The following is a 26743-nucleotide window of genomic DNA, read 5'->3' as shown; positions in this document are numbered from 1 at the left end:
AGCTCATCCTTTCCTGATCGATGCAGACCGACGCTGCTGGTGAAAAAGAGGCAGCCATTTCGCCGGGTCGTCGCCGACATCAGCGCGAATGGCATCGAGGAGCGTCACGGTTTCCGTGGTGCCCGAGAGCACCGCGAGCTCGTCGGAGAGGCCGCCCAGGTCCAGTTCCACCACGATCGAGTCATGACCCTGCTTGATGAGGAAGCGGCGAGACTCGGGGTTCAGGTCGTGACGGACGAGCTTGAATTCCGCCTGGGTCAGGCCCAGCCCGTCGATATAATCCGTTTCACGCCCATAGGGGTTGGGCAGCAGGATCTTGGTCGCGACCTGCTCCATGATACTGTGTGAGATATCCGAGCGCAGCGCATCGGCCGGGCTCTGCGTGCCGAAAACCAAGAAGGCGTTCTGCTTGCGGTAGGTCTTCAGGCCATCCTGGGCAAAGGCGCGGAAAGCGTCATCACCCAGCGCCTTCCAGAACTCATCGATGTCGATCACCAGTCGGCGGCCATCCAGAAGGCCGTCGATGCGATGGAACATGTACATCATGATCGGCGTGCGAACTTCCAGATTGTCGAGGAAGTCGGTCATGTCGAAGCCGAGGAACGGCGCATCGAGCGACAAAGCATCGATCTCGTTGTCGAACACCCAACCCAGCGATCCGCCCCGCGACCATTTCTCAAGTCGAGCGCCGATGCCTTCCGGGTCGCGCTGGCCGAGCAGCTGGCGCAGGGCCAGAATGGATCGGTTCTCCGGTGCGAGCCGCCCGAGCGACGCCAAGCCTTCGTCGATCATACGCTCCTGGGTGACGCCCAGCGGGCCGCCCGGCGGCGTCACCAGCTGCCGGATCAGACGACCGAGAAAGACGAGGTTGCGCGGTCCATATTCGAGCGCCCGCAGCGGCGCGAAGCCGGTTGGCTCCCCGTTCTTCAGCGTCAGATAGATCCCGCCAACAGACCGCACGTAGATCTCGGCGCCGCGATCCTTGTCGATGAAGATCTGCTGCGCGCCCGTCTTCTCGAGCTGCGCCATCAGGAAGTTCTGAACGACCGTTTTGCCCGCGCCCGAGGGACCGATAATGAGCGTGTGGCCGAGATCCCCGACATGGAAGTTGAAATAGTAGGGCGATTGCGCGGCCGTCTTCATCAGCGCGATCGCCGGACCCCAATGATTTCCGCTCGGCCGGCCCGCGGGATAGGTATGGAAGGGTGCCAATGCGGCGAAATTCCGCGATGTGATTGCCGCCGGCCGCGCCCGCCACGCGAAGTTACCGGGAAGCTGAGCCCAGAAGGCTGCTTCGAGCGCCGGACCTTCCCTCGCCGACACCAGACCAGCGTCCGCGAGCGCCGCCCGCGCGGCCGACAGATTATCGGCGAGCCGCCTCTGGCTCTCGGCAAACACCCCAAGCGAGAAGTGATGTTCGCCCAGCACGAACCGATTGCTTTGAAGATCGTCGGCGGCGTCTTCAAGGTCGAGCGCCTGGCTTGCTGCCGCGTCCTCGGTCGAGGCCATCTGGTTCTGTCGCCGGCGCAGCCTTTCGGCCGCGCGCGCCTTCCCCATGAAGGTGAAGGATTGCGACACGACGAACGCGAAATCCTGGCCGAGCAGAGCGTTCATCTGACCGGGACGGGTGAGCGCAGGATATTCCCGGATGCCGAAAATCCCCAGCCAGCGGCTCGCATCATGGGCGCGGATCTCGACCGTCTCGCGTCCGAAGATCACCCGCTCGCCGTAGAGTGCGGATCCAAGATGGCCTCGGACCAGCGGCACCTTGGCCTTGGCGCCCATCATGACTTGCTCGAGCACTTCGAGCGGCCTGGAGAATAGGAGGCCATTTTGCTCATAGAGGCCGAGCCGTGCGGGGCTGCACCGCCGGAGGAGCTTTTCGATATCGCGCGCCTTCTCCTCGAAGCGGGCCAGTTCGTCAGGGTCGATTTCTTCATCGGCCGCCCTGGCCTTGGCGATGCGCTTGAGGAGAAGCCCCGTCCGATCGGCCGAGCCGACCGCCGGCCGCATGATCAGCGTCAGATAGTGCTCGTTGACGAACATGCGCTTGGCCGTCACCCGCGCGCGATATTTTTCGTCCAGTTCGGCCGCGAAGTCCGAGCGGAATTGGCCTTCGGGATAGTCATCGACCGGGCGGCGAACGATGTGGGTCCAGAGCGCGAGCCGGTCGTCGGCAATGTTGCGCCAGGTGCCGTTGAGCTTCTCATGCCAGTCGTTGAGGTGGATCGGATCCGCGGTTTCGAAGGCGAGCCCCTCGAGGCGGAACATCATCATGAGGTCGCCGCTATCGAGCGCGATCACCTCCGACGTCACGTGGCGCGCATAGGGCAGATAGCGCCCAGGCTCGGCCTCTTGCCGCAATATGCGCCACGGCGTCTTGCGCGGCGGGAGCTGGGCAGCCGCGCTAGCCACGCGCAAAGCCCTTGCGTTTCAGCCCGGCGACCGGGAGCGGCGAATAGGAACTGCCGCCCCACCAGACGCGGTTCCGGTTGCGCGCCTTGGTCATGGTCCAGAGGCACAGCAGCCGGAAGGCGTTGGCATCATGCCGCACGATGAGCCGTGCAACAGCAAGACAGGCGCCTCCGATGGCGCCGGCATAGAGCGGGTTGCCGCTGACGATCAAAGTGAGACAGGCGGCAAGCGCGATCGGCAACGAGGCTTCGAGCGGCACGCCGAGCCACATCGTCGGGCGCGTGACCGCGAGAAACAACGTCTCCTCGCGCAGCCGCTCGTCCAGCGCGGCGCTCTCCTTCACGCGCCACCCGTGATGGTGTCGACGATCCACTGCGCGCTGAAGACGATGAAGATGCCAACAATGACCGTCACCAGAAGGCCGAGGCTGGCGCGCCCGGTGAAAAACATGAACCCGACGATCACGACCGCGATCACCGCGATGGTCTTGGCGAAGGTCCCGGTGAGCCAGGTCTTGATGTTCTCCGCCATGGACGTGATGCCGTCGGCACCTTGCGCGTGCGCAGGATCGCTCAGCAGTATCGAGACAAGCAGCGCCAATGCCATCACGCCGATGATGCGCAGCAGAAGTCGCGCCCATTGTGGCCGTCCGCCCAGGTGGGCGGTGATTGCTGTCATGGATGCTGTCCTTTCTGAGATGCGGCCCCGTCGCCGAACACCATGAGCGAGGCCTGGCTCGCCCTCGCCGCTGTATTCCACCCGGCTGCGGCCGGGGGCGAAACAGGGGTATCGGGTGGCGGAGCGAAGGCCGGAGCCGCTGGGGCAACGACCGAGTTTCTGGTTGCCGGCGCCGTACTCCGGATCAACGGAATGACGGCCGACGCGCTGGCATAGACCCTGGCGACATAGCCGTTGCGAAAACCGCGCTGCCGGTCGCCGGTATTGTACAGCGACAGGGCGGTCGCGATCGCGTGATCGCGGCTCGGGGCAAGGCGCGCGACCGCCTGGTAGTTGGTCGCTAGGACACGCGCGGCGGCGGCTAGGTTGGAGCAGGGCTCGAATGCATTTTCCACCGAAAGCCCCAGCCAGCCGAGATTGGCGCTGTTGATCTGCCCCAGGCCGAGATCGATGTTGTAGCCTCGACCAATCAGGCTGCGCGCCGCAGCGATTGCCTGCGCCTTGGTCGCGGGCTTTGGCGCGCGCACGCCGGGACTATTGACCCCGATTGCGAGACTGTTGAACCGGCTCTCCGTGTGGACGATCGAAATGAGCGTCTCAGGCGCCACCGTCGGTGCGCAAGCTCCTGCAAGCGAAAGAAGGGTGGCGACATCGAGGATCATCGGCGGCCGCCGTCCAAACGCTCGATGCCGGCCAGCGAGAAGGTCTGGCTGCGGCCGTCGTTGAACGTGATGACCACCCGGCGGCGAGTTGTGGAATCGCGATCATAGACCTTCGTGCGGGCGACGCCGCCGCTACAGCCGGGAAAGGCGCCGCCGGTGGCCAAGCGTTGCCATAGCTTGGTCATCGGCGACACGCATTGCGCGTATTGGGTCGCGCCACCGGGATTGGAAAGACACAGGAGAACCTGGCAGCCCAGGTCATTCGCCGCTGCCGGTGCGCTTGGAAGGGCTGTGGCGAGGGCGAGCATCGCCATGCCGAATATTGCACGTTGCATCGGGTCTTCCCCCGCGAGAGACAGCTCCCGCGTCGGGAAATGCCGTCAGCTATCCGTTGGATTTCACCTCTCTTTTGTTCCGACCGCGCTCGATTTCGGCAATCCCCCTAGCCGGGGGGGGAGTTGATCGGTTTGCTGCCGCAGGAATTCGGACAGAGCGCCTTCCTGGTCGGGCCGGAGAGCATCGATTGCGGCGAGATGGTCTGGCGGATCGCCGCCGAGCAGGATGGACGGGCACTGCCCGTCATAATTGCCGAGATTGGGGCGGTGCTGCTGGTAGCCGACCAGCGCGGCAAGCTCGGGATCGAATGCGCTGGCCACCTCGGGCGGATAGGTCAGCCACTGGTTCTCATAGGGCTTCAGCCAGCCGAGGCAGTAGCTGACGATGATGCCTCGGCGCACCGCGTTTGAACGATTCGCGCCGGCGCCATGGAGGGTCGATCCCAGGAATATGATCGCCGATCCCGGATCCGCTTCGATGGCGACCGGCTCCGCGCCGTCGTCGCCCTGCCCGCCATTGTGGCTCCCCGGCCAGACCAGCGTCGCCCCATTTTCGGCCTTGAACGGCGAAATCGGCCACATGACGTTGACGAGATATTCGAGCTCGCCGGTCGGACCGCGCCACATGTCCTGATCCCGGTGCGGAAATTGCGCTGGCGCCCCCGGGTGCAGCTCGAGCGCTTGCGTGAGGTTGAGCTGGACCGTGTCGCACCAGGGCTCGAGGATAGCGTGGACGAGGCGCATGACGGCAGGGTTTTGGACAAGACTTTCAACCGTCGGCGCGCGCTTCAGCAGGCCACCGAAGCGTTTTGTCCGAGGGCCATAGAATCCGCCCTGGCAGAAAGGCGTGGCGGCAAAACGCGGATGGAGGGATCGATTGATCTCCTCGATGCGTGACCGAGACTCGACATCCCGCAGGATGCAGAAGCCGTGCTGCCGCAGATTTTCGTCGGCTTTGGTCGCGGCGGAGACGCCGCGCGGTGCGATCGTGGCCATGATCGCCCTCCTCATGCTGCGGCGGGAAGATCGGCAAGGCCGACAGGGCGGAAAATGCCGCTCGCGCGCAGCTGCTCGCGCGTTCGGTCGTCCACATCGATTTGCAAGGCGACGAGACTTCGCCCTTGCTCGGACGTGGGAAGACCCAATGGTCGGCAAGTCCAGCCGAAACCCAGGATCTGCTGGAACCACGGCCACTCGGCGACCCCGGTGAAGCTGTGGATCTGGTTGGCGAGGGCATATTCGACGAGCGCGGTGACCAGCTGATTGCGCAGCTCGAGACGCTCCCGGGCGCGCAATTTTCGCGCAAGGCAAAAGCGGGTGATTTCCAGGATAGCACTGCCGCGCGGCGGCGCTTCCTCGCAAAGATCCGGGAAGATCGTGCCGAGAATATGCTCGTGCGTGGTCGGCAGAAGCCGTGCGGATGCCCGGTGTTCCCCGTCGTCCCCGGTAACAACGATGTAGACGGCGCGATCATTGTCGAACTGATCGATCTCGTAGCGACCGGCGATGACCGGAACGTCCCAGCGAAGAAGATCGACGAAGACCCGCTTGCGCTCCTCGAACATGGAGCGAAACAGGCGGTGTTCCATGGCTTGCGAAAAGCCGGTCCCGATGTGCATGACAGCCTCCTTTTGGTGAGGCCTGTCAGTCGATCAGAGGCGGCTTTCTTGCGTTATCCCCAGTTCTGGGGAGATCATCGGCCGAACACATCGGCAAAGCTGATTTGCCCTTCGAACAAGGCGCGAATGGCGAGGAGGGTGCGCTTGGTGACGCCATAGCGGTCGCGCGCATCCTTCACATGCTGGATCACCGTTTCCTGGCCGATGCCGAGGATCTGGCTGATCTCCCAATCGGTCTTGCCCCGCGCGACCAGCGCCACGCATTCGGCCTGCCTTTCGGTCAGGCTCGGGCATTCGGATTGCGGCGCGTGGATCCGGGAAATCTTGCGTGCCGCTTCGAACGCGAAGCTGCCGACGAGCTGCACGAACGGCAGCTGCCGATGGTCGAGCATCTCGCCCGCCGCCATCGCGAAGGAACAGGATCCATTGAGCTCGCCAGGAATATGGGCCGGAACGGTGAAGCCGTCGCCCAGCCCGGCCTCGTAGGCTTCTGCCAGGATCGAGCGATCGGCGGCCGTCAGAGAGATGATCGACTGAACCGCCGACCAGGCAAAGCCCACATTGGTGCGATGGCTGGCGCGGTGGATCGGGTCGCTCGCATAGAGGCGTCTCGCCTGGAAGCGCTCCACCCAGTCTTGCGGATAGTCGACGATGTGGACCGAGCGAACCGCAGGCTTCAGGTCGACATGATGGACCAGGGCATAGTGCCGAAAGCCCATGGCCTTCGTGATTTCGGCCATCAGGTCAGACAAGGCCGTAGCGTCCTTGATCGCGCCAGCGACAGCGCAGAAATCCTGAACTTGCCCAAGCCCGATCATCATATGGCCGGCGAGATCAGAGCAGCGCTTCCATGTTGAGATGACCATCGCGAACCGCGCGCAGCACCAGCTGCGTGCGTCGTCGCACGCCATAACGCCTGCGGGCCGATTCAACATATTCGTGCACGGTGTCGCGGCTGAGGCCGAGGATCTGGCCGATCTCCCAGTCGCTTTTGCCTTGCGCGACGAGCGCGATGCATTCGACCTGGCGAGGGCTGAGAGGGACGCAGGCCAATGGCCCTGCCCTTTCGCCAAGCAGCTCGCGCGCCCGATCATAAGCGACCGAGCCGAGCAGACGGGCGGTCAGAACCTCTTCTGCACTCAGCGGCTCGTCGCGTGATCGGGCCGCAGTGAAGATCGCCTCGGGCTCGCCCGGAGTCCGGATCGGCAAACTGTAGCCCGATGCAAGGTCATGATCCCGGGCGCGGTCAAGGATGCCTCGCTGGCGCGGCGTGAGCTCCAGCACGTCGCCGACACGGTCCCAGGCCAGTCCAGAGGGCGTACGTGCGCAGGCCGCATGAATGGGATCTTCGATATAGTGGCGTTCTTCTAGAACTTCCTCGAGCCAGGCCGACGGATAGGTTGTGAGGAACAGGCTTTGCTCGTCGCCGCGCCGAAGGTCGATATTGTGAAGCAGCGTGAACCAGCGGAAGCCAAGATCGCGCACGGCGGCATCGATCGTGCCATGCAGATCGCCAAGGGTTTCAGCACGCTGACAGTCCGTCGCAAAGCGCGTGAGATCATCAAGGCGGCCGCAGTCTTTTATCCTGTTCGCCATAGGCGACGGAAGCTCGTTCGCGAGGAGACGGCTCGTCCACACCTAAGCGGCGAGCGCCATGATTATCAGGATGAGTTGAGAACGATTCGCAACAATCTACGATTAGAATGGATCGCCTATGACACTTTATCCGCCGGCAAAGTGTCATAGCTGACAACCCGTCTGCGGCCGCCGATTTGGGATTCACATTGATCCTGCTTTGTGCTTGATTCCATCATGTTATGTTTCATGCAGGCAAGCCTCTTGAACCCTCCATTGGCTGTGATGTCGCGGCCGTGCTCGAGACGCTGGCGACCGTATCGAGCCGGCCCCGTTATGCCTTCATGCTGCTCAACCTGATCGCCCAGGTGGCGGGGCCAGATGGAAGCGCCGGTCCCTGGGTCAGGCGGAACGATGGGCTCGTTTCCCTGCGCGATTGGCTATGCGACGCATTGACCCCGATGGCCCAGCGTGGTCCGCGCAGCATTACGCTGGCCGAGCGGGTCGAGAGCGACCTCGCTAGAAACGGACTGCTCCCCGGCGATCCGGAGAAAAGGCGCGGCGTGATCGCGGAGGAAATGCGGGCACGCATTCGCACAGCCGGCAAGAGTAATCTCAGTCGCGCCGTTTCCGAACTGGTGAATGCAGGCCTGCTCCGCCGACATTATCAGGGCTATCGCGTCGACCATCGGAACCGTGGCGGCCAGCGCCACGCCGTCTATACCTTGATCGGCGATGCTCTGCGTCTAGTGCCGGGCATCAGCTCCACACCGAATCTGCCCGTGCAAGGCGAACTTGCCCTCCCAAGATGATTGCGCAGTCGAACCGGGATTGCTGCAGTAGTGTGCTGTGAGGTCGGGTAACGATGTCCGAATAATAAGGCCAGTCAGAACGTCAGCATTGACCTTGCCGGCAATTACATCAGCCATTCCCGTCAAGGATCGCCATGGCCTTCTTCGACGCGAATGGATTGTCAGATTCGGAATGAAGCCGGGCACGCGAGCCATATAATCGCGGTAAACCTCGCCGAAGTTGGCTAGCGCCTCCTTTTCCTCATGCCGAGCCAGCCGAATATACATCACGACGAGCACCGGAAACATAGCAAGGGTCAAAAGGGTCGGCCATTGTAGCAAAAAGCCGAGCATGACGAGAATGAAGCCGACATATTGCGGGTGCCGGATCCGGGCATAAATCCCAGTAAGGGCCAATTGGTGTTTGCGCTGACTCAAGTGAAGGGCCGTCCATGCAACCGAGATCAGCCAGTAACCCACGCCGATCAGCACAAAGCTGGCGATGTGGAATGGACCGTAATGGGGATTAACTCGCCAGCCGAACATCATCTCCAGGAGATGTCCAGCATCGTGGCTCCACCAGTCGACAGCGGGGAAATACGACTGGAGCCACCCCGAAAGCACGAAGATCGTGAGCGGGAAGCCATACATTTCCGCGAAGAGCGCTATGATGAAAGCGCTGAACGCCCCCAAACTGCGCCAGTCTCGTTTAGTTGCCGGCTTGAAGAAGCTGAACGCAAAGAGGATGAAAACGGCGGCGTTAACCAGCGCGAGCCCCCACAGACCATAGCCATAGTCGGCGTGCGTCATCGCGACTCTCCTTCGATGCGGCCGTTGGGATTGGCCGGTAAGCCGGCGGGTGCCTGACCGGGCTCATGGCCATGCTGATGCCCACCATGGCCGCGGTGCATGAACAGGTGCATGAGCGGGCAGGCGAGCAGGATGAGATAGGGCAGCACACCCAGGAAGTGCGCGGTATGCTCGGTGAGGAGGAAGAAGCTAGCGACGAGCAGGAAGCCGATCAGAACGATCTTGCCGCGCTTGCGCATGCGATGGTCATGTTCGCCCATATGCCGTCCTCTTCTGGTCAACGTCCGGGCAGCATAGGCTCGAGTCCAAGGAGCAAGGTATAAGTAGAGACCGAAGTCCCCCGGGCATCGCGCAGGCATGGGTAAGGCGATCGATGGGATCGGCCATCGGCGTTCGGGCGACGCAGCTGTCGGGGAGCAGCAGTCGTGCTGCGGATTTTGCGTATAGGCGTGCGGCGTCCGCGAACCAATGCTGCGCTCACGAACATAATCGTGAGAGGCAGGCCCGCGTCCATGCAAAAGAGAAAGAAACGGCACCATTCCCGCGTGACCATCTTCGAGCGTGAAGCAAGGATCGATCTGGCCAAGCGCCCGGCCGATGGTCTCGGCGTTGCCTTTCTCGGCGCATCGGGAACGGTCACAGGGTCGCGTTATCTGGTGGACGATGGTGAAACTCAGATCGTGGTCGATTCCGGCCTGTTTCAGGGACCCAGGGATCTGCGCCGCCTTAATTGGGCATCGATCCCACCCGAAGTCGCGGATGTCGGCCAGGTGCTGCTGACCCACGCCCATCTCGATCACTCGGGCGCACTACCGCGCATGGCGCGCCTGGGCTGGGACGGGACCGTCCTTGCCACGCGGGCGACCGCGGCCCTGTGCGAGCTCCTTCTTCCCGACAGCGGCCATCTGCAGGAAAAGGATGCGGAGTTCGCCAACCAGCACGGCTTCTCCAGGCACCAGCCGGCGCTGCCCCTCTACACCCAGGCCGACGCGCGTCTGGCATTGCAGCTCTTCCGCCCGATCGAGTTCGGAGCGTGGCATGCAGTCACGGACGGCATCAGGGTGCGCTACCATCGCGCCGGCCACATCCTCGGCGCGGCGTCGATCGAGATCGACTGGAAGGGGCGGACAATCCTCTTCTCAGGCGACATCGGCCGTTACGGCGATGCGGTGATGAAGGATCCCGAGCCGCCCGCGCGCGCCGACTATGTCCTAGTGGAATCGACCTATGGCGATCGGCGCCACGAGCAGGTCGATCCGACAAAGACGCTTGGAGATCATGTCGAACGATGCGTCGAGAGAGGCGGGACGGTGGTGATTCCGGCCTTCGCCGTGGGACGGGTTCAGTCGCTTCTCTATCATTTCTCGCGTCTGCGCGCGCAGGGACGCCTCCGCGACATCCCGATCTTCCTCGACAGCCCGATGGCGATCAACGCGAGCGGGCTGATGTGCGATTTCATGGACGAGCATCGCCTGGCCCGCGCCGAGTGCGAAGCGGCGTGCAGCGTCGCGCACTATGTGCGCGAAGTGGAGGAATCCAAGGAACTCACCGCCAACCCCGCTCCCAAGGTCATCATCTCGGCCAGTGGAATGGCAACGGGCGGCCGCGTGCTCCACCATCTCAAGCGCTTCGCGCCGGATGGGAAGAACCTCATCCTCTTCTCAGGCTTCCAGGCGGCGGGCACCCGCGGCGCCGCCATGATCGGGGGCGCCCGGACGATCAAGATCCACGGCGAGTATATCCCGGTCGAAGCCGATGTCGCCAACCTGACGATGCTTTCGGCGCATGCCGACAGCGACGAGCTCATGCGCTGGCTCGGGTCGCTGCAAGAGCCCCCGCGCCATGTCTATGTCACGCATGGCGAGCCGACCGGCGCCCAGGTCCTGGCGAAGCGTGTCTCGGAGGATCTGGGCTGGGCATGCAGCGTACCGGCGCTGGGTAGCTGGGGCATGCTCGCGTGAAGCCCGGGATCATCGAGGACGCCGAAGTAGAGCCTGTCGCGACGACGCTGCGGGCACACCGCCTCGGCCTGTCGGCTGCCGGAGGTGATCTGATCGCGGTCATGCGCCAAGACTGTCCCGTCTGCCGCTCGGAAGGTCTCGCGTCGCGCGCGCAGGTCGCGCTGCACGCCGGCGGGCGGGAAATCGTCGTCTCGCTGCTGCACAGTTCCGCGGAGGCTCCAGCGCCCGGCGAGATCGGCCTGTCCGAATCCGCATGGCGGCGGCTCGGCGTCAGCGAGGGCGATCCGGTCGAGATCGCGCACGCCCAGCCTCTCGCCTCGCTCGCCGAAGTGCGTCGGCGCATCTATGGCAATCGTCTCAGTGAAGGGGCTTTTTCAGCGATCATGACCGACATCGCCGAGCGACGCTATAGCGATGTCCATCTCTCGGCGTTCATCACGGCATGCTCAGCGGTCCCGCTCGATACGGACGAAACGATCAGCCTGACCAGGGCGATGGTCGATGTCGGCGAGCGATTGCAGTGGTCCGGAGCGGTCATCGTCGACAAGCATAGCGTCGGTGGATTGCCGGGCAATCGCACCACGCCGATCATCGTCTCGATCATGGCCGCGGAGGGCCTGATCATGCCCAAGACATCGTCGCGGGCGATCACCTCGCCGGCCGGCACGGCGGACACGATGGAGGTGCTTGCACCTGTCGACCTCGACGTTTCCGCCATCCGCAAGGTGGTCGAGCGCGAAGGCGGCTGCATCGCCTGGGGCGGCGCCGTCAATCTCAGCCCGGCCGACGATGTGATCATCGGCGTTGAACGAGTGCTCGATATCGATGCCGTAGGGCAGATGGTCGCCTCGGTGCTGTCCAAGAAAATCGCGGCCGGTGCGACCCATCTGGTCATCGATATCCCGGTCGGGCCGACCGCCAAGGTACGCGGAACCGATGCCGCCGATACGCTCGAGCGCGCGCTGAGCTCGGTCGCCCAAGCCTTCGGGCTTCGCACGCGCGTGATGCGCGGCCCCGGCGCGGAGCCGATCGGACGGGGCATCGGCCCGGCGCTCGAGGCGCAGGATATCCTTGCCGTCCTCCAGGGGCAGCCGGGCGCCGAGGATCTCGCCCACCGGGCCTGCGAGCTGGCGGGAGGACTGCTTGAGCTCGCTGACGCGGCCCCGGCCGGCGAAGGCTATGCGCGTGCGCGGGCGTGTCTCGAAAGCGGCGGGGCCTGGGCCAAGTTCCAACGTATCTGCGAAGCGCAGGGCGGCATGCGGGCTCCACCGGTCGCCCGGTTTCAGCAGGATATGATCGCTCCCTATAGCGGCCGCCTGGTGAGTATCGACAATCGCAAGCTCGCGACGGTCGCGAAGCTCGCCGGCGCGCCGGTGGCCAAGGCCGCTGGCGTCGCACTGCAGTGTCGGCTGAACCAGATGGTGGATGCCGGGGCTCCCTTGTGTAGCATTCATGCCGAGAGCCCGGGCGAGCTCGACTATGCGGCGGCCTATGCCGTGAGCGACGGGCCGATCTTCGGGATTGAAGCGCTATGAACCGTCCCGTCCTGTTCGCGCTGCCTGGCAGCGAGGCCCTGGCACAGCCGCTATCCGCCGCGCTCGATGCAGAGGTCGGCACGATCGAGCATCGTCAGTTTCCTGACGGGGAAACCTATCTCAGGGTCGGAAACGACGTCAGCGACCGCGAGGTCATCCTGCTGTCCAGTCTCGATCATCCGGACGCCAAGCTGTTGCCGCTGCTGTTCGCAGCCGACACCGCGCGCGATCTTGGCGCTCGCAGGATCGGGCTCGTCGCCCCTTACCTCGCTTACATGCGCCAGGACATACGCTTCCATGCCGGCGAGGCGGTGACGTCGCGAACCTTTGCTGCGATCCTGTCTCGCCATCTCGACTGGCTGGTGACGGTCGATCCGCATCTCCATCGCTACCATGAATTGTCGGAAATCTACCGCATCCCAACCCAGGTTGTTCATGCCGCGCCGTTTTTGGCCTCGTGGATCAAGCGCAATGTCGCTCGCCCGCTGATCATCGGTCCGGACCTGGAAAGCGAACAGTGGGTCTCGCAGGTGGCGGCCGATGCCGATGCTCCGTTTCTCGTGTGCGAGAAAATCCGATCCGGCGACCGTCACGTCACCATCTCGATTCCGAATGCCCCAGCGTTTCTCGATCGCCAGCCGGTGCTGGTCGACGATATCGCCTCATCCGGTCGGACCCTCACCGAGGCGGCGCGCCAACTGGTCGGCATGGGGTTCGCGCGACCGGATTGCGTGGTCGTGCATCCGCTTTTTGCCGGCGATGCAGCGCAGGTTCTGGGTGGGCTTGTCGAAAGGATCGTCAGCACGAACGCGGTTGCACATGCGTCGAATGATATAGACGTCATGCCAGCGATCGCGGAGGCCGTTCGCCACCGGATTGAATGGCGTGCTGCGCGTCAGTTCTAAGACGGAAATGAACGCCCGGCAAACGCTGTGCGCGTCCTCATCCATTGACCCTAAACGAGTCCGAACCAATCTCCTGAGATCTCCCTTTCGGAGAAAATCGCGGCAGGGAAGGAGGATATGTCGTGTCGCACACACGCTCGTTCATCGATCCCCTCGACGTTGCTGGGCACCTGAAGCTTGAGCCCGAAGTAAAGCGCGCCACCCTGCTATCCTGGGCGTCCGATCGCGCAGCCGTCAAGGGCCAACCCGCCCCCCTCGCCCGCCGGGCGCCAGTAACCCGCTGCCGGTCGACGATGTGATGGAAGCGTAGCGATGGCTCGATCGCGCCGAGGGCGGCGCGGGCAACTCGCATGCATCGTCCGGAGCAGAGACCCGGCAATGAGCCGCAGCGACCGCGGCATTGGTGTGAGCGGAGTAGCCGAACCCTCACAGTTTCGCTGTCCTTCGCCGTTTTGCCTCGCCAAATTTTTACTCTTGACCTGGGACCATAGTCCAACGTGCAGAGAAGTATCCCTTGAAGCGCTGCCCTCGCGGCACTGCGTATTGATCGATCTCGGGGGCTATGGGGAACAAGCGCGTCGTGCATATCGTCGATGACGAAGAGACAATACGAAAAGCACTAAGTTTCACGTTGCGGACCGCAGGGTTTGCCGTAGAAGCCTACGCTTCGGGGCCGGAGTTTCTGTTGAGCGCAGAGGACGCCGAGAAAGGCTGCGTGGTTCTCGACATGCACATGCCCGACATGGACGGCCTGCAGGTTCAGGCGGAGCTGACGCGACGCGGTATCGACATGCCCGTCGTGGTGCTGACGGGCAATGGCGATCCTACGCTCGCCGTACAGGCGATGAAGGCGGGCGCTGCCGACTTTCTCGCCAAACCGGTCGAGAAGGCCGCATTGCTCGGCGCGATCGACCGCGGCTTCAGCTGGCTTGAGAGTATAGCCCGTCGTGCCTCCGAACAGGCCGACGCTCTTTCGAAAGCCGCGAGACTGACGCAGCGCGAACGGGCCGTTCTGAGAGGAATTTCGCGAGGCTATCCAAATAGCCTTATCGCAGATGAACTCGGCGTCACGTCGCGCACGGTCGAGCTGCATCGGGCCAGTCTGATGATCAAACTCAACGCGCAAAGCCTGCCCGACCTGTTGCGGATCGCTTTCGCCGTCGACCTGCACGAATCGACCGAAAACGGGCACCCCTAAAATTCTCGGCCGTGCGATGCCGGATGCTATGCGGATCGGGCCGCGGCCAGTTCGGCGATGATCGGACAATCCGGCCGCTCGTCGCCTTGGCAGCGCTCGGCCAGGTCGATTAGCGTGTCGCGCAGCGCCGTCAACGCCTCGGCTTTGCGCTGAAACTCATCGGCGCGGGCAAGGGCAAGCCGCTTCACCTCCGCGCTGGCACGGCCGGTATCGGCCCAAAGGCTGAGCAACGTGCGGATCTCCTCGATCGGGAAGCCGAGATCGCGGGCATTGGCGATAAACCGGAGGCGATGGAGGTCGCGCTCGCCATAGTCACGATAGCCAGCACCCCGACGCGCCGGCGCCGGGATGAGGCCGATCTTTTCATAATGGCGGATCATCCGCTCAGAGACGCCGCTCTGCCGTGACGTCTCGCCGATGTTCACAGTGCTTTCCGGTTGAGGCGCAGCGCGTTGGTGACCACGCTCACCGAAGAGAGCGCCATCGCCGCCGCCGCGATAATGGGCGAGAGCAGAATACCGAACAGCGGATAGAGCGCACCCGCCGCTACGGGCACGCCCGCGACATTGTAGATGAAGGCGAAGACGAGATTCTGGCGGATGTTCGACATGGTCGCTTGGCTGAGCCGCCGCGCCCGGACGATGCCAGTCAGGTCGCCCTTGAGCAGCGTGACGCCAGCGCTCTCGATCGCGACGTCGGTGCCGGAACCCATGGCGATGCCGACGTCGGCGGCGGCCAACGCGGGGGCGTCGTTGACACCGTCGCCGGCCATGGCGACCACCCGCCCCTCGCGCTTGAACTTCGCGACCACGGCGCTCTTCTGATCGGGCAGCACCTCGGCCTCCACCTCGTCGATGCCCAGACGCCGGGCGACCGCTTCCGCCGTCGTGCGGTTGTCGCCTGTCAGCATGACCACGCGAATGCCCTCCGCCTTGAGCGTGGCGAGCGCTTCTGGTGTCGTGGCCTTCACCGGATCGGCGATCGCGAAGGCGCCGCCGACTGTGCCGTCGACCCCGATGAAGATCGCGGTGGCGCCATCCCGGCGCAGCGCGTCGGCCTGGTCGGCGAGCGCCTCGGTGGCGACGCCCTCGTCACCGAGGAACCGCGCGTTGCCGAGAACGATCCTGCAGCCATCGACAGTGCCGAGCGCGCCGCGCCCGGTCGGCGAGTCGAAGTCGGTGACGTCGCTCGTGGCGATGCCGCGATCCTTGGCGGCCTCGACGATCGCCAGCGCGAGCGGATGCTCGGACGCCCGCTCGACCGAGGCGGCAAGACGCAGCAGCTCGGCTTCGTCGAAGCCGGGCGCCGGCACGACCTGGGTGACGGCAGGCCGGCCTTCGGTCAGCGTGCCTGTCTTGTCGACGACGAGAGTGTCGACCTTCTCCATATGCTCGAGTGCTTCGGCATTTTTGATGAGGACACCGAGCCCGGCGCCGCGGCCGACCCCGACCATGATCGACATCGGCGTTGCCAGCCCCAGTGCGCAGGGACAGGCGATGATCAGCACGGCGACCGCCGCCACCAGCCCATAGGCGAAGCGCGGCTCGGGACCCCAGATGCCCCAGGCGATGAACGCGACGGCCGCGACCGCGATGACCACGGGCACAAACCAGCCCGACACCTGATCGGCCATGCGCTGGATCGGCGCGCGCGAGCGCTGCGCCTCAGCGACCATCTGGACGATGCGTGCGAGCATGGTATCGCGGCCGACCTTGTCGGCGACGATCACCAGCGCACCGGTCTGGTTGAGCGTGCCGCCGATCACTGTGTCGGCCTTTGCCTTGGTGACGGGCATGGATTCGCCGGTGACCATCGACTCGTCGAGCGAGGAGCGGCCGTCCTCGACTACGCCGTCGACCGGCACCTTCTCGCCCGGCCGCACCCGCAGGCGGTCGCCCACCGCAACCAGATCAAGGCTGATTTCCTCTTCGTTCCCATCAGAACCGATCCGGCGCGCGGTCTTTGGTGCAAGGTTGAGCAGCGCCTTGATCGCGCCCGAGGTGCGTTCCCGCGCGCGCAGTTCGAGCATCTGGCCGAGCAGCACGAGGACGGTGATCACCGCGGCCGCCTCGAAATAGACGGCAACCATGCCGTCCTCGCCGCGGAAGGCCGGCGGGAACAGCTGAGGCGCGAGCGTCGCGATGACGCTGTAGATCCAGGCGACCCCGGTCCCCATCGCGATCAGGGTGAACATGTTGAAGTTGCGGGTCTTGAGCGAGGCCCAGCCACGCTCGAAGAACGGCCAGCCCGCCCACAGCACGACGGGTGTCGCCAGCACGAACTGGATCCATACCGAGATAGACATCGGCACGAGGCGATGGATCGCGGGAAAGACATGCGCGCCCATCTCGAGGATCAGCACCGGGAGAGCCAGCACGAGGCCGACCCAGAAGCGCCGCGTGAAATCGACTAGCTCGTGGCTGGGGCCGCTGTCGGCGGTCACGGTCGCGGGTTCGAGCGCCATGCCGCAGATCGGACAGGACCCGGGATGGTCCTGGCGGATCTCGGGATGCATCGGGCAGGTCCAGATCGTGCCTTCGGGCGCCGCGACCGGCGGCGTCGGCGGGCCGAGATAGCGCTCGGGATCGGCGATGAATTTGGTCCGGCAGCCCGCGCTGCAGAAATGATAGCTTTCACCGCCATGCTCGGCATGGTGCGCAGTGATCGCAGGATCGACGGTCATGCCGCAGACCGGGTCCTTGACGCCAGCCGCTGGTTTCGCAGCGCCGTGGCTGCCGCAGCAACCGCCGCCATGCGCCGCTCCATGTGTCTCGTTCATCGCCTTGCTCCTTTCGACGCCTGACAATCTAAGGTCTGACACCATGTCAGGGTCAATACGTAATCACCTAAGGATTGCCCAAAGCGTCAAAATCTCCTGGCCCTGGGAAATCAGCCGAGATCGTTTGCGACGGCTCGGCTCAGAATCGATGCCGGACGGCTCGCGGTGAACAGTTGGATCGCCCCGGTGATCGTCGAGATCTTGAACGGTTCGGCAATATGCTCGAAACCTGCCAGCGCGATCAATCTCGGGAGAACGCCTTCGGCGTTGGGTTGGGTATCGCTGACGCCGTCGAGACGCTGAACGGTTAGCCGAAAGGCCAAGCGCATGAATCCGCGCTGGCGACCATAATCGGCAATGACTAGGCGACCACCGGGGCGAAGGATCGCGTACATGGCGCGAAGGGTGGCCGCCTTCATGTCCAGCGGCATCTGATGAAGTACAAGGCTCGATACGACGGCATCTGCACTCTGTTCGGGCAGATCCGTCGCGAAGCCTTGGCGCCAGTCGACATCGGCAACCATCGCTGCGGCCTTGCGTCGGGCGATGTCGAGCGCCTCCGCATCGGGATCGAGACCAATCACGCGCGCGCTGGGTTCGTCGCGCTTGAGCAGCAAGGCGAAGCTGCCCGTACCACAGCCTATATCAACGATCGTCTCGCCGCCTCTCGGCGCGAGCGCGGCGAGCATCGCCTCGCGCCACCGCCGTTCCCGCGTCCAAAGCCGGATCGCGCGGTCATAATCCTGAGTGGACCCGTTTCCGAGCGGCGGTGTGTACGGCTGCATGGCAGTGGCTCCGACCTCCTTCCGCCCCTCAAGCGCGACTACATGGACATGGGCGGGGACAAGGTACCCAGCCAGGCGACAAGCGCGAGAATGATGATCGCAAGACCGCCTTCCACCACAAGGCTGCCGCGCAATAGCGTCATCGCCCGTGGTGCGTCCTCCTGCTCGATGGCGAGACTAAGCGAGGGGGTCAGGCGATAGCGGTTGAGTGCGGCCAAGCCCAACATGCCGGCGAACAGCACAAGTTTGGCGGTGAGCAGCAGCCCCCAGCTCGATTGCCACAGCCCCGCGATATGCTCGGAACCCACCAGAAAGAGAGTGTTGACGGTCCCGGTGACGACAAGCAATCCGACAATCACCGTCCCAACCATCGAAAAGCCGCGAAGCGCTTGCTCGGTCAGCAACACCCGCGCCAAGCCATCAGTGTCAACGTTGGGAATGACGAGCGCAAGGAAAGCGGCGATCGCGCCGACCCACGCGCCGGCCGCAAGAAGGTGTACGAGATCGGACGCCAGCTGCTGCCAGCCGGCACTGCCCTCTCCGGCCGCGCCATGGCCCGACCAGGCCAGTGTCCCGAGCGCGATAGCGCCTGCGAGTGTCGAGGTCATGACGCAGACGCGCGGCTTTCGGCCATAGAGCGCCGCGCACGGCAATAGGATGACCAGCGCCGCCAGACGCACCTTGAGCGCGGTGCCCAGCGCGGTGTCGTTGAGCAGATCACTCACCAACTGAAGATCCGGCCGGGTTAGCGGAAGGCCGGTCATAGCCGAGGCCTGGACAAGAAATCCCAGCACCGACAGCAACAGTCCCAGCAGTACGAGAAGGACGATCATCGGCCCCAAAGGCAGATACGACCGGACCGTCCGGCCGCCGCCGAGCGCATAGAGCGCGAACAGCGGCAGCCCGAACAGCAGGCCGAGATCAACGTAAAGCGCCCAGCGGATCGCGATGACCCCGATCTCGCTCATCGCCTTACTTCACTGTGAAGGCAAGGTTGCCCTGGATCCGATGCGTGTCGGTCGACACGACGTGCCAGGCAACCTGATAGGTGCCGGCCGACAGCGGGCGCGCCAAGGTCAGCACGAGCGTCTTGTTGTCGCCCTCGACAGAGGTCTTGAAGCCGGTCACCGCCATGCGATGGTTGGGCATGCCGGGCATACCGGTCATCACGATCTCGGCACCCGACAGCCTGGGCATCAGACCTTCGCTGAACGTAAGCGTAATGCGCGAGGGCGCCGAGACGCTGGCATTGGCGGCCGGAGCCGAGGATACAAGCTTGGGATGGGCATAGGCCGGAGCCGAAACACTCAGGCCTACGATGGCGATAGCTGCGAGAGGCGAAAAGAAACGCATTGGAACATTCTCCTGTGGATCCCATGAGACAATACGCAGCCCGAGCCCCCACCCCTCGCAATTACATTTTTTATCTACAGCAAGGGTTCCTGGACCAGGATGCGTATTGAAGAATGAAGACGGAGAAGCATCATGGATGAACTTGACCACCTGCTCTCGCGGTTGCGCGATGCGCCTCTCGATCCCAGGCTCGGCGGTCTGGAAAGCCGGGTCATGGCGGAAATAGCGCGCATCCAGGCCATACCGCGCCTTGGCGCAACGACATTCGGCATCGCGGCCGCAACCGCGCTGTTCATCGGAATTGCCGGCTCGGCGGTTCCGACGCAGTCTGCCGATCCGAACCCGATATCGCCCTTCGATGCCCGGCTCGCGCTTGCGCCCTCGACGCTACTGAGCTCGCAATGATGCGCGACCGCCGCCGGCTCCTGCTCCTCGTCCTGTTGACCTTCGCCGCGGCGATCGCTGGCGTTGTCATCGGCCGCGTCTATGTGGTTCCAGTGCGCCCGGTCGAAAATGAGCTGCACGAGCTGCTCCATCGCGATCTGAAGCTGGATTCCGCGCAACACAGCCGGCTCGAGACAATCGAGAAGAACTACGCCATACGGCGTCAAGCGCTGGAGGCCGAACTGCGCGCCGACAATGCGCGCCTCGCGGAGGCGATCGAAGCGGAGCATGGCTATGGCCCGCAAGTCGCAGCGGCGGTGGATCGCTCGCACCAGGCCATGGGCGCCCTGCAGAAGGAAACGCTCGAGCACATCTTCGCAATGCGGGCCGTGCTGCGTCCCGATCAGACCGAGAAGTTCGACGACGCCGTCGTGAAAGCGCTGACGGCCAAGTCCAAATGACCGCGAGCCTCCCCGACTGCTCGGACGGGGAGCTTGCGGCTTTGGCGCTTGGCGGGCGGCAAGCGGCTTATGGCGAACTGGTCCGGCGGCATCAAGGTTGGGTTCACCGGCTCGTGCGCAGCCATGTCGGATCTATGGATGAGGCCTTAGATGTCACCCAGGCGAGCTTCGTCGCGGCCTTTGCCGCACTCAACCGCTATGACGTAACCCGACCCTTCCAGGTCTGGATGTCCCGGATCGTCATCAACAAATGCCATGACTGGCGGCGCCGGCGCGCGGTCCGAAACTTCTTCTCCATGGCCCTGCCGCTGGGCGAGGCGGATGACGTCGCCGATGAGGCGCCGCTACCCGACCAGGCAATCGGCGCCGAGCAGCAGCTGGCAGAGGCGATGAAGGCGATCGCCGCCCTGCCCGCCTCTCTCAAGGACACGCTCATCCTGCGGACGATCGACGAGAAATCGGAAGCCGAAACCGCCGAGATTCTCGGCATCAGCCAGAAGGCAGTCGAGACTCGCCTCTACCGCGCCCGCGCACGCCTCGCAGAAATGTTGAAGAAAGTTTGAGGGGGATGAGGCCACGCTGCGTATTTCCAATAGGTCCGCCCTCTTTCTTAAAGCTGAGACAACCGAATGATTTCTGCTCTCGACCGCCGCCAGTTCCTCCGCGGCGCGGCCCTCGCCGGCGGCGGCGCAGCATTGTCAGCCTGGCTGCCGGCCTGGGCGCAGACGATCTCGCCGGGGATGCGACCGACGCTGCCGACCGTGTCGGGCGAAGACATTACGCTCACCATCGCCCGGCAGTCGATGACCATCGACGGGCGCAAGTTCCGGGCAATCGGCCTCAACGGCACGGTCCCTGCCCCGCTGATCCGGCTGCGCGAGGGCCAGCGCGTGCGGCTCAACGTCATCAATCAGCTGGAGGAGGACAGCTCGATCCACTGGCACGGGCTGATCCTGCCGGCCAATATGGACGGTGTGCCGGGCGTGTCTTTTCCGGGCATCAAGCCGGGCTCGAACTACCTCTACCAGTTCTCCGTCGTGCAAAGCGGCACCTACTGGTATCACAGCCATTCGGGCCTGCAGGAACAGGAAGGCCATTACGGCCCGATCATCATCGATCCCGCCGGTGCCGATCCGGTCGCCTATGACCGCGAGCATGTCATCGTGCTCGCCGATCACAGCGCGCTCTCGCCGCAGGCGATCTTCCGGCGCCTCAAGGTCAACCCCGGCCATTTCAATTTCCAGCGCCAGACCCTGGCCGGGCTCCTGTCGGGCAAGGATCAGCCGCTCAAGGACCGGCTCGACTGGGGCCAGATGCGGATGGACCCGGCCGACATCTCCGACGTCACCGGATCGACCTACACCTATCTCGTCAACGGCCATGGTCCGATGGACAACTGGACCGCGCTCTTCACACCGGGCGAGCGTGTGCGGCTGCGCGTCATCAATGCGTCGGCGATGACCACCTTCAACGTCCGCATACCCGGCCTGCCGCTCAGCATCGTCCAGGCCGACGGGCAGAATGTGATGCCGGTCACCGTCGACGAGTTCCAAATCGGTGTCGCCGAGACCTACGACGTCATCGTGACGCCCGCTGAGGACAAGGCCTACACCCTTGTCGGCGAGGCGATCGACCGCTCGGGCATGGCGCGTGCTACGCTCGCGCCGCGCGCCGGTATGGCCGGCGAGGTGCCGCCGCTGCGCAAGCGGCCGCTTGCCGACATGAAGGACATGGGCATGGACATGTCCTCGATGCCGGGCATGGAAGGCATGGACATGTCGGGCGGCGCTATGCGGGGCGTCGATCCGACGGCCGAGAAGAACGCGTCCGCGCGCCTCGCGACCGGCGCGGCGGCAGCGATGGCGACCATGGACAATAGCGCCATGGCAGGCATGGATCATTCGGGGATGGATCATTCCGCGATGAGCGGGATGGACCACGGCGCGATGGGCGCCGATGGCCAGATGGCGGGCATGGACCATGGCGGGCACGCGATGGACTCGATGAAGATGCGAGACTTCTCGAACGCGCCGCAGGTGAAGCGCGACCCGAGCGTCCAGACCATCTCGCCGATGCCCGTCGACCGCACCGGCGAGCCCGGCCAGGGCCTCGCCGACGTCGGCCACAAGGTGCTTGTCTACAGGGACCTGATGGCGCTCGATCGCAATCCGGACGTGCGCGCGCCGAGCCGCAGCATCGACATTCACCTCACCGGCAACATGGAGCGGTTCATGTGGTCGTTCGACGGCGAAAAAATGTCGGACCATCACGAGCCGATCCCCTTCATCGAAGGCGAGCGGGTGCGCGTCAATCTCATCAACGACACGATGATGGGGCATCCGATCCATATTCACGGGCATTTTTTCGAGCTGGTGACTGGGCATGGCGATCATGCGCCACGCAAGCATACGGTAATCGTCCAGCCCGGCGGCAAGGTGACCTGGGACTTCACCGCCGACGCGGTCGGCGACTGGGCCTTCCACTGTCATCTCCTCTACCACATGCATGCCGGGATGATGCGGGTCGTGAGCGTCCGTCCGAAGGGAGACGCGTAATGATCCGCATCCTCACGCCGCTGGTGAGCGCGATCGCCCTTTTCGCTGCCGCGCCCGCCTTTGCCCAGGATCATTCAATGCACGGCATGCCCGGCATGGCGCCGCCGGGCGAGGTGCCGCCGGCGCAGGAGAAGAAGAAGGACAAGGCCACCGCCAGGCCGCGCGCTCAGACACCAGCGCCAGACGCCACCTCGGCGATGGACCATTCGCAGCACCAGGCCAGTCCTGCGCCGCAGGGAGATGCGGCCGGTCAGCCGCAACCCGCGTCTCCCGCGATGCCGGACATGCCGGGCATGGACCACTCCCAGCATCAGGACGGCGCGATGCCGGACATGCCCGGGATGGACCATTCGCAGCATGGCCAGACCGCCACGCCCGGAACCTCCGCCATGCCCGGCATGCAAATGACCGGCACGGCGCTTCCGGCCGGCAATGCGCCCCCGCCGCCTCCCCCCAGCGACCACTTCGCCGATCATGATTTTCCCGGCGCCGAGATGGCGCGCTCACGCGACATCATGATGAAGGACAGCGGCGGCAACAATTTCGGGCAGATGCTGCTCAACCTGTTCGAGTATCAAGCGCATAGCGGTCGCGATGGCTATCGCTGGGATGGCGAAGGCTTTTACGGCGGCGATATCAACCGGCTTTGGCTCAAGAGCGAGGGCGAAGGCGAGTTCGGCCGCGGCATCGACAGCGCGGAGGTGCAGGTGCTCTACAGCCGGGCCATCGACCCCTATTTCAATCTTCAGGGCGGTATCCGCCAGGACTTCGGCCGCGGGCCCGACCGCACTTACGCGACGGTCGGCGTCGAGGGCCTGGCTCCTGGCATGTTCGAGGTCGAAGGCGCGCTGTTCCTCTCGACCAAGGGCGATGTTCTGGGCCGGGTCGAGGGCTATTACGACCAGCGCATTACCCAGCGCCTGATCTTGCAGCCGCGCGCCGAGGTCAATTTCGCCGCGCAGGATATTCCGGAGAACGACATCGGTTCGGGGCTGGTCAACATAGAGCTCGGCGCGCGCCTGCGCTATGAGTTCAGCCGCCAGTTCGCACCCTATATCGGCGTCTCCTATCTGCGCAAAGCCGGCGACACGGCGCGGCTGTCGAGGCTTGCCGGCGAGGACGTCCATGCGACCAGCTTCGTCGCCGGCGTTCGCTTCTGGTTTTAGCATCAGGACGGCTGATGGCGGGGGCGAACAGGAGAGCGGGGCGTTACACTCATACCAAGGTCGGCCGGCGCCGAGCGAAGGAGATACGCCATGGACCATTCGTCCCACATGAACACCCGGAAGATGGGCGCCTATTGGAGCCTTGCCGTTCAGACCGTCATCAGCGGCGTCATCATGTATCTGGTGATGTTCGTCATGATCGACGGGCTCGACAGCTTCTACAACAACCTCAACATGCTCTACATGACGCTGATGATGGTCGCACCGATGGTAGTGCTGATGATCCTCGCCATGCGGCACATGTTTGCGTCGAAGGCCGCCAACATCGCGCTGATCGCCGCCTCGCTGGTCGCCTTCTTCGGCAGCTTCGCGCTTATCCGCACCCAGACCACGATCGGCGACACGGCCTTTCTGCGCTCGATGATCCCGCACCATTCCGGGGCGATCCTGATGTGCCAGGAAGCAAAGCTCAGCGATCCGGAAGTCATCCGGCTCTGCGAATCGATCAAGCGCTCGCAGCGGCAGGAAATCGACGAGATGAAGGCCATTCTCGCGCGGCGCTGAGCGGCTCGGTCGGGCTACGCCCGGATACGCGCGCCCGGCCAGGCATGTGAGCCGGCCGATGGTCGACACGAGGCGCGGGGCGGACGAGATTGCAAGCGACGTAGCGCGGCTTGCGCCGCTGTTCCTGCGACAGGCTGGCGGCCACGTCCTGACGCTGCTCGATCCTTCCGGGATCGTGCTGAGCTATAATGAAGAAGGCGAGCGTGCCGAATGCTGGCCGCTCGATCGCGTCCTGGGACAGCCCCACGACCTGTTCTACCCGCCCGACGAGATTGCGGCGGGGCGTCCAGGCGCAGACCTGGCGGCCGCCCTTCACGAGGGCACGCTGGAGCGCGAAGCGTGGCGGGTCTGCGAGAACGGCGCGGAATATCTGGCGCGCCTGACGATCTCCGCACTGTTCGAAGGCGACACACATCGCGGCTTCGCCTGCATCAGCCGCGATGTCACCGACGAGGCGGCGGTCCGCGCATCGATCGAGACCCGCGAGCAGCATCTGCAATCGATTCTGGCGACGGTGCCGGATGCGATGATCATCATCGACGAGACCGGCGCCATCACGTCGTTCAGCGCAGCGGCACAACGCCTGTTCGGCTACAGCGAAGCCGAGCTCGTCGGCCGCAACGTCTCCTGCCTTATGCCCCAGCCCGATCGCGACCGTCACGACGAATATCTCGCGCATTATCTGCAGACCGGCGAGCGCCGGATCATCGGCCTCGGTCGCGTCGTGGTCGGCCAGCGCCGCGACGGCTCAACCTTCCCGATGCAGCTGTCGGTCGGCGAGGCCGGTGAAGACGGGCAGCGGTTGTTCACCGGCTTTATCCGGGATCTCACCGCCAAGGAGCAGGATGAGCTCAGGCTCAAGGAACTGCAGGCAGAGCTGGTCCATGTCTCTCGGCTGAGCGCGATGGGCACGATGGCCTCGACGCTCGCGCATGAGCTCAACCAGCCGCTTGCCGCGGTCGCGCTCTATCTCGAGACGATCCGCGACATGCTCGACGAGCGGGACGACGAACCCTTCGTGTCGCTACGGTCGGTGATGGATGATGCGGCACAGGAAACGCTGCGGGCCGGCCATATCGTCCGGCGCCTGCGCGATTTCGTCGCCCGCGGCGAGGTCGACAAGAGCCTCCACGAGCTGCCGCAGGTCATCGCCGAGGCGAGCCAGCTCGCGCTGGTCGGTGCACGCGAGCGCGGCATCCGCAGCTTCTTTGCGGTCGATCCCGCCGCGACGCCGGTCCTCGTCGACAGGGTGCAGATCCAGCAGGTGCTGGTCAACCTGATGCGCAATGCCATCGAGGCGATGGCGGAGTGTCCGGTTCGCGACCTCAAGGTGGCGACCAGGTTGCGCCCTGACGGGCTGATCGAGGTGACCGTGGAGGATACCGGTCCCGGCATCGCGGACGGAATCCGCGAGCAGCTCTTCACGGCGTTCAACTCGACAAAGGCCGACGGCATGGGCCTCGGCCTCTCGATCTGCCGGACCATCATCGAAGCGCATGGCGGCCGTATCTGGATGGAGCGCCCCGACCGCGGCGGCACCCGCTTTCATTTTACCTTGATCCATGCGCGGGCGGAGGAGGAACATGGGGGATAGACGCGTCATCCATCTGGTCGACGACGAGGAGAGCATCCGCAAGGCGGCGAGCTTTGCGCTCAAGACCGCGGGCTACGACGTCGTGACCTATGCCTCGGGCGTGGAGTTTCTCAAGGAGGCGAAGTCGGCGGCCGTCGGCTGCGTCATCCTTGACGTGCGCATGCCCGAGATGGACGGTCTCGAGGTTCAGGCCGCCATGGCAGCACGCGGGGTCAACATGCCGGTCATCGTCCTGACCGGCCATGGCGACGTGTCGGTTGCGGTGCAGGCCATGAAAGGCGGCGCGGTCGACTTTCTCGAGAAGCCCTTCGAGAAAGCGGCCCTGCTCGGCGCCGTCAGCCGCGCGTTCGCACGTCTCGACGATGTCGACCTTCGTACCCTGGAAACGTCCGAAGCAGGGGTGCGGGTCGCTGCACTGACGCCCCGGGAGCGGGAAGTGCTCGAAAGGCTGGCGAACGGCCTGCCCAACAAGACGATCGCCTATGACCTGGGCTGTTCATCGCGAACGGTCGAGGTCCATCGCGCGAGCCTGATGGCCAAGCTCGAGGTCCGCAATTTGTCCGAAGCCCTGCGGATCGCCTTTGCCGCGGGCATGGGCCGCAAGCCGAAGTGACTGCG

General features: G+C 64.4%; 29 protein-coding genes and 1 pseudogene. 14 read left to right on the top strand and 16 right to left on the bottom strand.

The genetic code is table 11. From position 1 onward, the window contains the following. Positions 1-3 precede the first annotated feature (3 nt). The 9 genes from BSL82_RS19600 to BSL82_RS19560 all read right to left on the bottom strand — a co-directional run bounded on the left by BSL82_RS19600 (position 4) and on the right by BSL82_RS19560 (position 7305). Positions 4-2421 (bottom strand): VirB4 family type IV secretion/conjugal transfer ATPase, encoded by a 2418-nt coding sequence (locus BSL82_RS19600; protein WP_072599039.1) that lies wholly within the window; start codon positions 2419-2421, stop codon positions 4-6. Further along, positions 2408-2758 carry a VirB3 family type IV secretion system protein gene (locus tag BSL82_RS19595; RefSeq protein WP_013039069.1) on the bottom strand — a complete coding sequence of 117 codons (351 nt, stop codon included), beginning with the start codon at positions 2756-2758 and terminating at the stop codon, positions 2408-2410. The genes BSL82_RS19600 and BSL82_RS19595 overlap by 14 nt, the downstream gene beginning before the upstream one ends. Further along, entirely contained in the window at positions 2755-3093 is a 339-nt protein-coding gene (locus BSL82_RS19590) for a TrbC/VirB2 family protein (protein WP_013039070.1), read from the bottom strand. The genes BSL82_RS19595 and BSL82_RS19590 overlap by 4 nt, the downstream gene beginning before the upstream one ends. Further along, entirely contained in the window at positions 3090-3755 is a 666-nt protein-coding gene (locus BSL82_RS19585; RefSeq protein WP_013039071.1) for a lytic transglycosylase domain-containing protein, read from the bottom strand. The genes BSL82_RS19590 and BSL82_RS19585 overlap by 4 nt, the downstream gene beginning before the upstream one ends. Further along, entirely contained in the window at positions 3752-4090 is a 339-nt protein-coding gene (locus BSL82_RS19580; RefSeq protein WP_009823965.1) for a hypothetical protein, read from the bottom strand. Before BSL82_RS19580 ends, BSL82_RS19585 begins: the two co-directional genes overlap by 4 nt. Positions 4091-4153: 63 nt before the next feature. Next, a complete protein-coding gene (locus tag BSL82_RS19575; RefSeq protein WP_013039073.1) occupies positions 4154-5086 on the bottom strand; it encodes a phytanoyl-CoA dioxygenase family protein in 933 nt (310 codons plus the stop codon). Between the two features lie 11 nt (positions 5087-5097). Beyond that, on the bottom strand, positions 5098-5709 hold the full coding sequence (locus BSL82_RS19570; protein ID WP_007683387.1) for an acyl-homoserine-lactone synthase: 612 nt from the start codon (positions 5707-5709) through the stop codon (positions 5098-5100). Positions 5710-5783: 74 nt separating this feature from the next. Next, positions 5784-6530 (bottom strand): LuxR family transcriptional regulator, encoded by a 747-nt coding sequence (locus BSL82_RS19565; RefSeq protein WP_007683385.1) that lies wholly within the window; start codon positions 6528-6530, stop codon positions 5784-5786. 13 nt (positions 6531-6543) lie between these two features. After that, the gene (locus BSL82_RS19560) at positions 6544-7305 is read right to left on the bottom strand and encodes a helix-turn-helix transcriptional regulator (protein WP_013849920.1); all 762 of its coding nucleotides are present in this window, start codon (positions 7303-7305) and stop codon (positions 6544-6546) included. Between the two features lie 221 nt (positions 7306-7526). Between BSL82_RS19560 and BSL82_RS19555 the strand changes: the two genes are divergently transcribed. Then, entirely contained in the window at positions 7527-8096 is a 570-nt protein-coding gene (locus BSL82_RS19555; RefSeq protein ID WP_013039076.1) for a hypothetical protein, read from the top strand. 117 nt (positions 8097-8213) lie between these two features. On the opposite strand, the pseudogene BSL82_RS19550 reads toward BSL82_RS19555, so the two are convergent. Both BSL82_RS19550 and BSL82_RS19545 read right to left on the bottom strand, forming a co-directional pair. Beyond that, positions 8214-8885 (bottom strand): annotated as a pseudogene (locus BSL82_RS19550) (methyltransferase family protein); the annotation flags it as partial. Beyond that, complete coding sequence (locus tag BSL82_RS19545; protein WP_007683380.1) at positions 8882-9145, bottom strand: DUF2933 domain-containing protein; 264 nt, start codon at positions 9143-9145, stop codon at positions 8882-8884. The pseudogene BSL82_RS19550 and the gene BSL82_RS19545, both read right to left, overlap by 4 nt. Positions 9146-9397: 252 nt before the next feature. Between BSL82_RS19545 and BSL82_RS19540 the strand changes: the two genes are divergently transcribed. From BSL82_RS19540 to BSL82_RS19520, 5 genes are all read left to right on the top strand, one after another. Then, positions 9398-10846 carry an MBL fold metallo-hydrolase RNA specificity domain-containing protein gene (locus BSL82_RS19540; protein WP_031304554.1) on the top strand — a complete coding sequence of 483 codons (1449 nt, stop codon included), beginning with the start codon at positions 9398-9400 and terminating at the stop codon, positions 10844-10846. Further along, on the top strand, positions 10843-12381 hold the full coding sequence (locus BSL82_RS19535; RefSeq protein WP_004212749.1) for a thymidine phosphorylase family protein: 1539 nt from the start codon (positions 10843-10845) through the stop codon (positions 12379-12381). Before BSL82_RS19540 ends, BSL82_RS19535 begins: the two co-directional genes overlap by 4 nt. Continuing rightward, complete coding sequence (locus tag BSL82_RS19530) at positions 12378-13286, top strand: ribose-phosphate pyrophosphokinase (RefSeq protein WP_004212748.1); 909 nt, start codon at positions 12378-12380, stop codon at positions 13284-13286. Before BSL82_RS19535 ends, BSL82_RS19530 begins: the two co-directional genes overlap by 4 nt. Before the next feature lie 122 nt (positions 13287-13408). Further along, on the top strand, positions 13409-13585 hold the full coding sequence (locus BSL82_RS21315; RefSeq protein WP_313443268.1) for a hypothetical protein: 177 nt from the start codon (positions 13409-13411) through the stop codon (positions 13583-13585). Positions 13586-13848: 263 nt separating this feature from the next. Then, positions 13849-14484, top strand: coding sequence for a response regulator transcription factor (locus tag BSL82_RS19520; protein ID WP_007683376.1), 636 nt, complete (start codon positions 13849-13851; stop codon positions 14482-14484). 26 nt (positions 14485-14510) lie between these two features. On the opposite strand, the gene cueR is transcribed toward BSL82_RS19520, so the two are convergent. The 5 genes from cueR to copC all read right to left on the bottom strand — a co-directional run bounded on the left by cueR (position 14511) and on the right by copC (position 19401). Continuing rightward, a complete protein-coding gene (gene cueR / locus BSL82_RS19515) occupies positions 14511-14909 on the bottom strand; it encodes a Cu(I)-responsive transcriptional regulator (protein ID WP_022684257.1) in 399 nt (132 codons plus the stop codon). Then, the gene (locus BSL82_RS19510) at positions 14906-17263 is read right to left on the bottom strand and encodes a heavy metal translocating P-type ATPase (protein ID WP_072599038.1); all 2358 of its coding nucleotides are present in this window, start codon (positions 17261-17263) and stop codon (positions 14906-14908) included. Before BSL82_RS19510 ends, cueR begins: the two co-directional genes overlap by 4 nt. Before the next feature lie 110 nt (positions 17264-17373). Continuing rightward, the gene (locus tag BSL82_RS19505; protein WP_013039083.1) at positions 17374-18048 is read right to left on the bottom strand and encodes a class I SAM-dependent methyltransferase; all 675 of its coding nucleotides are present in this window, start codon (positions 18046-18048) and stop codon (positions 17374-17376) included. A 38-nt stretch (positions 18049-18086) separates the two neighbouring features. Continuing rightward, positions 18087-19016: a copper homeostasis membrane protein CopD gene (copD, locus tag BSL82_RS19500; RefSeq protein ID WP_072599037.1), complete on the bottom strand. Its 930-nt coding sequence runs from the start codon at positions 19014-19016 to the stop codon at positions 18087-18089. A 4-nt stretch (positions 19017-19020) separates the two neighbouring features. Beyond that, positions 19021-19401, bottom strand: a complete 381-nt coding sequence (gene copC / locus BSL82_RS19495) for a copper homeostasis periplasmic binding protein CopC (protein WP_013039085.1) — start codon at positions 19399-19401, stop codon at positions 19021-19023. A 132-nt stretch (positions 19402-19533) separates the two neighbouring features. Here copC and BSL82_RS19490 point away from each other — a divergent pair, with 132 nt between their 5' ends. The 8 genes from BSL82_RS19490 to BSL82_RS19455 all read left to right on the top strand — a co-directional run bounded on the left by BSL82_RS19490 (position 19534) and on the right by BSL82_RS19455 (position 26738). Then, positions 19534-19806 carry a hypothetical protein gene (locus BSL82_RS19490; RefSeq protein WP_013039086.1) on the top strand — a complete coding sequence of 91 codons (273 nt, stop codon included), beginning with the start codon at positions 19534-19536 and terminating at the stop codon, positions 19804-19806. Then, positions 19806-20246, top strand: coding sequence for a periplasmic heavy metal sensor (locus BSL82_RS19485; protein WP_041386223.1), 441 nt, complete (start codon positions 19806-19808; stop codon positions 20244-20246). Before BSL82_RS19490 ends, BSL82_RS19485 begins: the two co-directional genes overlap by 1 nt. Continuing rightward, positions 20243-20809 carry an RNA polymerase sigma factor gene (locus BSL82_RS19480; RefSeq protein ID WP_013039088.1) on the top strand — a complete coding sequence of 189 codons (567 nt, stop codon included), beginning with the start codon at positions 20243-20245 and terminating at the stop codon, positions 20807-20809. Before BSL82_RS19485 ends, BSL82_RS19480 begins: the two co-directional genes overlap by 4 nt. 66 nt (positions 20810-20875) lie before the next feature. Beyond that, positions 20876-22801, top strand: a complete 1926-nt coding sequence (locus BSL82_RS19475) for a copper resistance system multicopper oxidase (protein WP_013039089.1) — start codon at positions 20876-20878, stop codon at positions 22799-22801. Further along, complete coding sequence (locus BSL82_RS19470; protein ID WP_013039090.1) at positions 22801-23967, top strand: copper resistance protein B; 1167 nt, start codon at positions 22801-22803, stop codon at positions 23965-23967. Before BSL82_RS19475 ends, BSL82_RS19470 begins: the two co-directional genes overlap by 1 nt. A 90-nt stretch (positions 23968-24057) precedes the next feature. Continuing rightward, positions 24058-24531, top strand: a complete 474-nt coding sequence (locus tag BSL82_RS19465; protein WP_013039091.1) for a DUF305 domain-containing protein — start codon at positions 24058-24060, stop codon at positions 24529-24531. A gap of 58 nt (positions 24532-24589) precedes the next feature. Beyond that, positions 24590-26125: a two-component system sensor histidine kinase NtrB gene (locus BSL82_RS19460; RefSeq protein ID WP_072599036.1), complete on the top strand. Its 1536-nt coding sequence runs from the start codon at positions 24590-24592 to the stop codon at positions 26123-26125. Further along, the gene (locus BSL82_RS19455; protein WP_013039093.1) at positions 26115-26738 is read left to right on the top strand and encodes a response regulator transcription factor; all 624 of its coding nucleotides are present in this window, start codon (positions 26115-26117) and stop codon (positions 26736-26738) included. The genes BSL82_RS19460 and BSL82_RS19455 overlap by 11 nt, the downstream gene beginning before the upstream one ends. Positions 26739-26743 lie beyond the last annotated feature (5 nt).

The sequence above is a fragment of the Tardibacter chloracetimidivorans genome (genome assembly GCF_001890385.1).
GTDB classification, from domain to species: Bacteria; Pseudomonadota; Alphaproteobacteria; order Sphingomonadales; family Sphingomonadaceae; genus Tardibacter; species Tardibacter chloracetimidivorans.
This window is presented reverse-complemented; position numbering and strand designations above follow the sequence as displayed.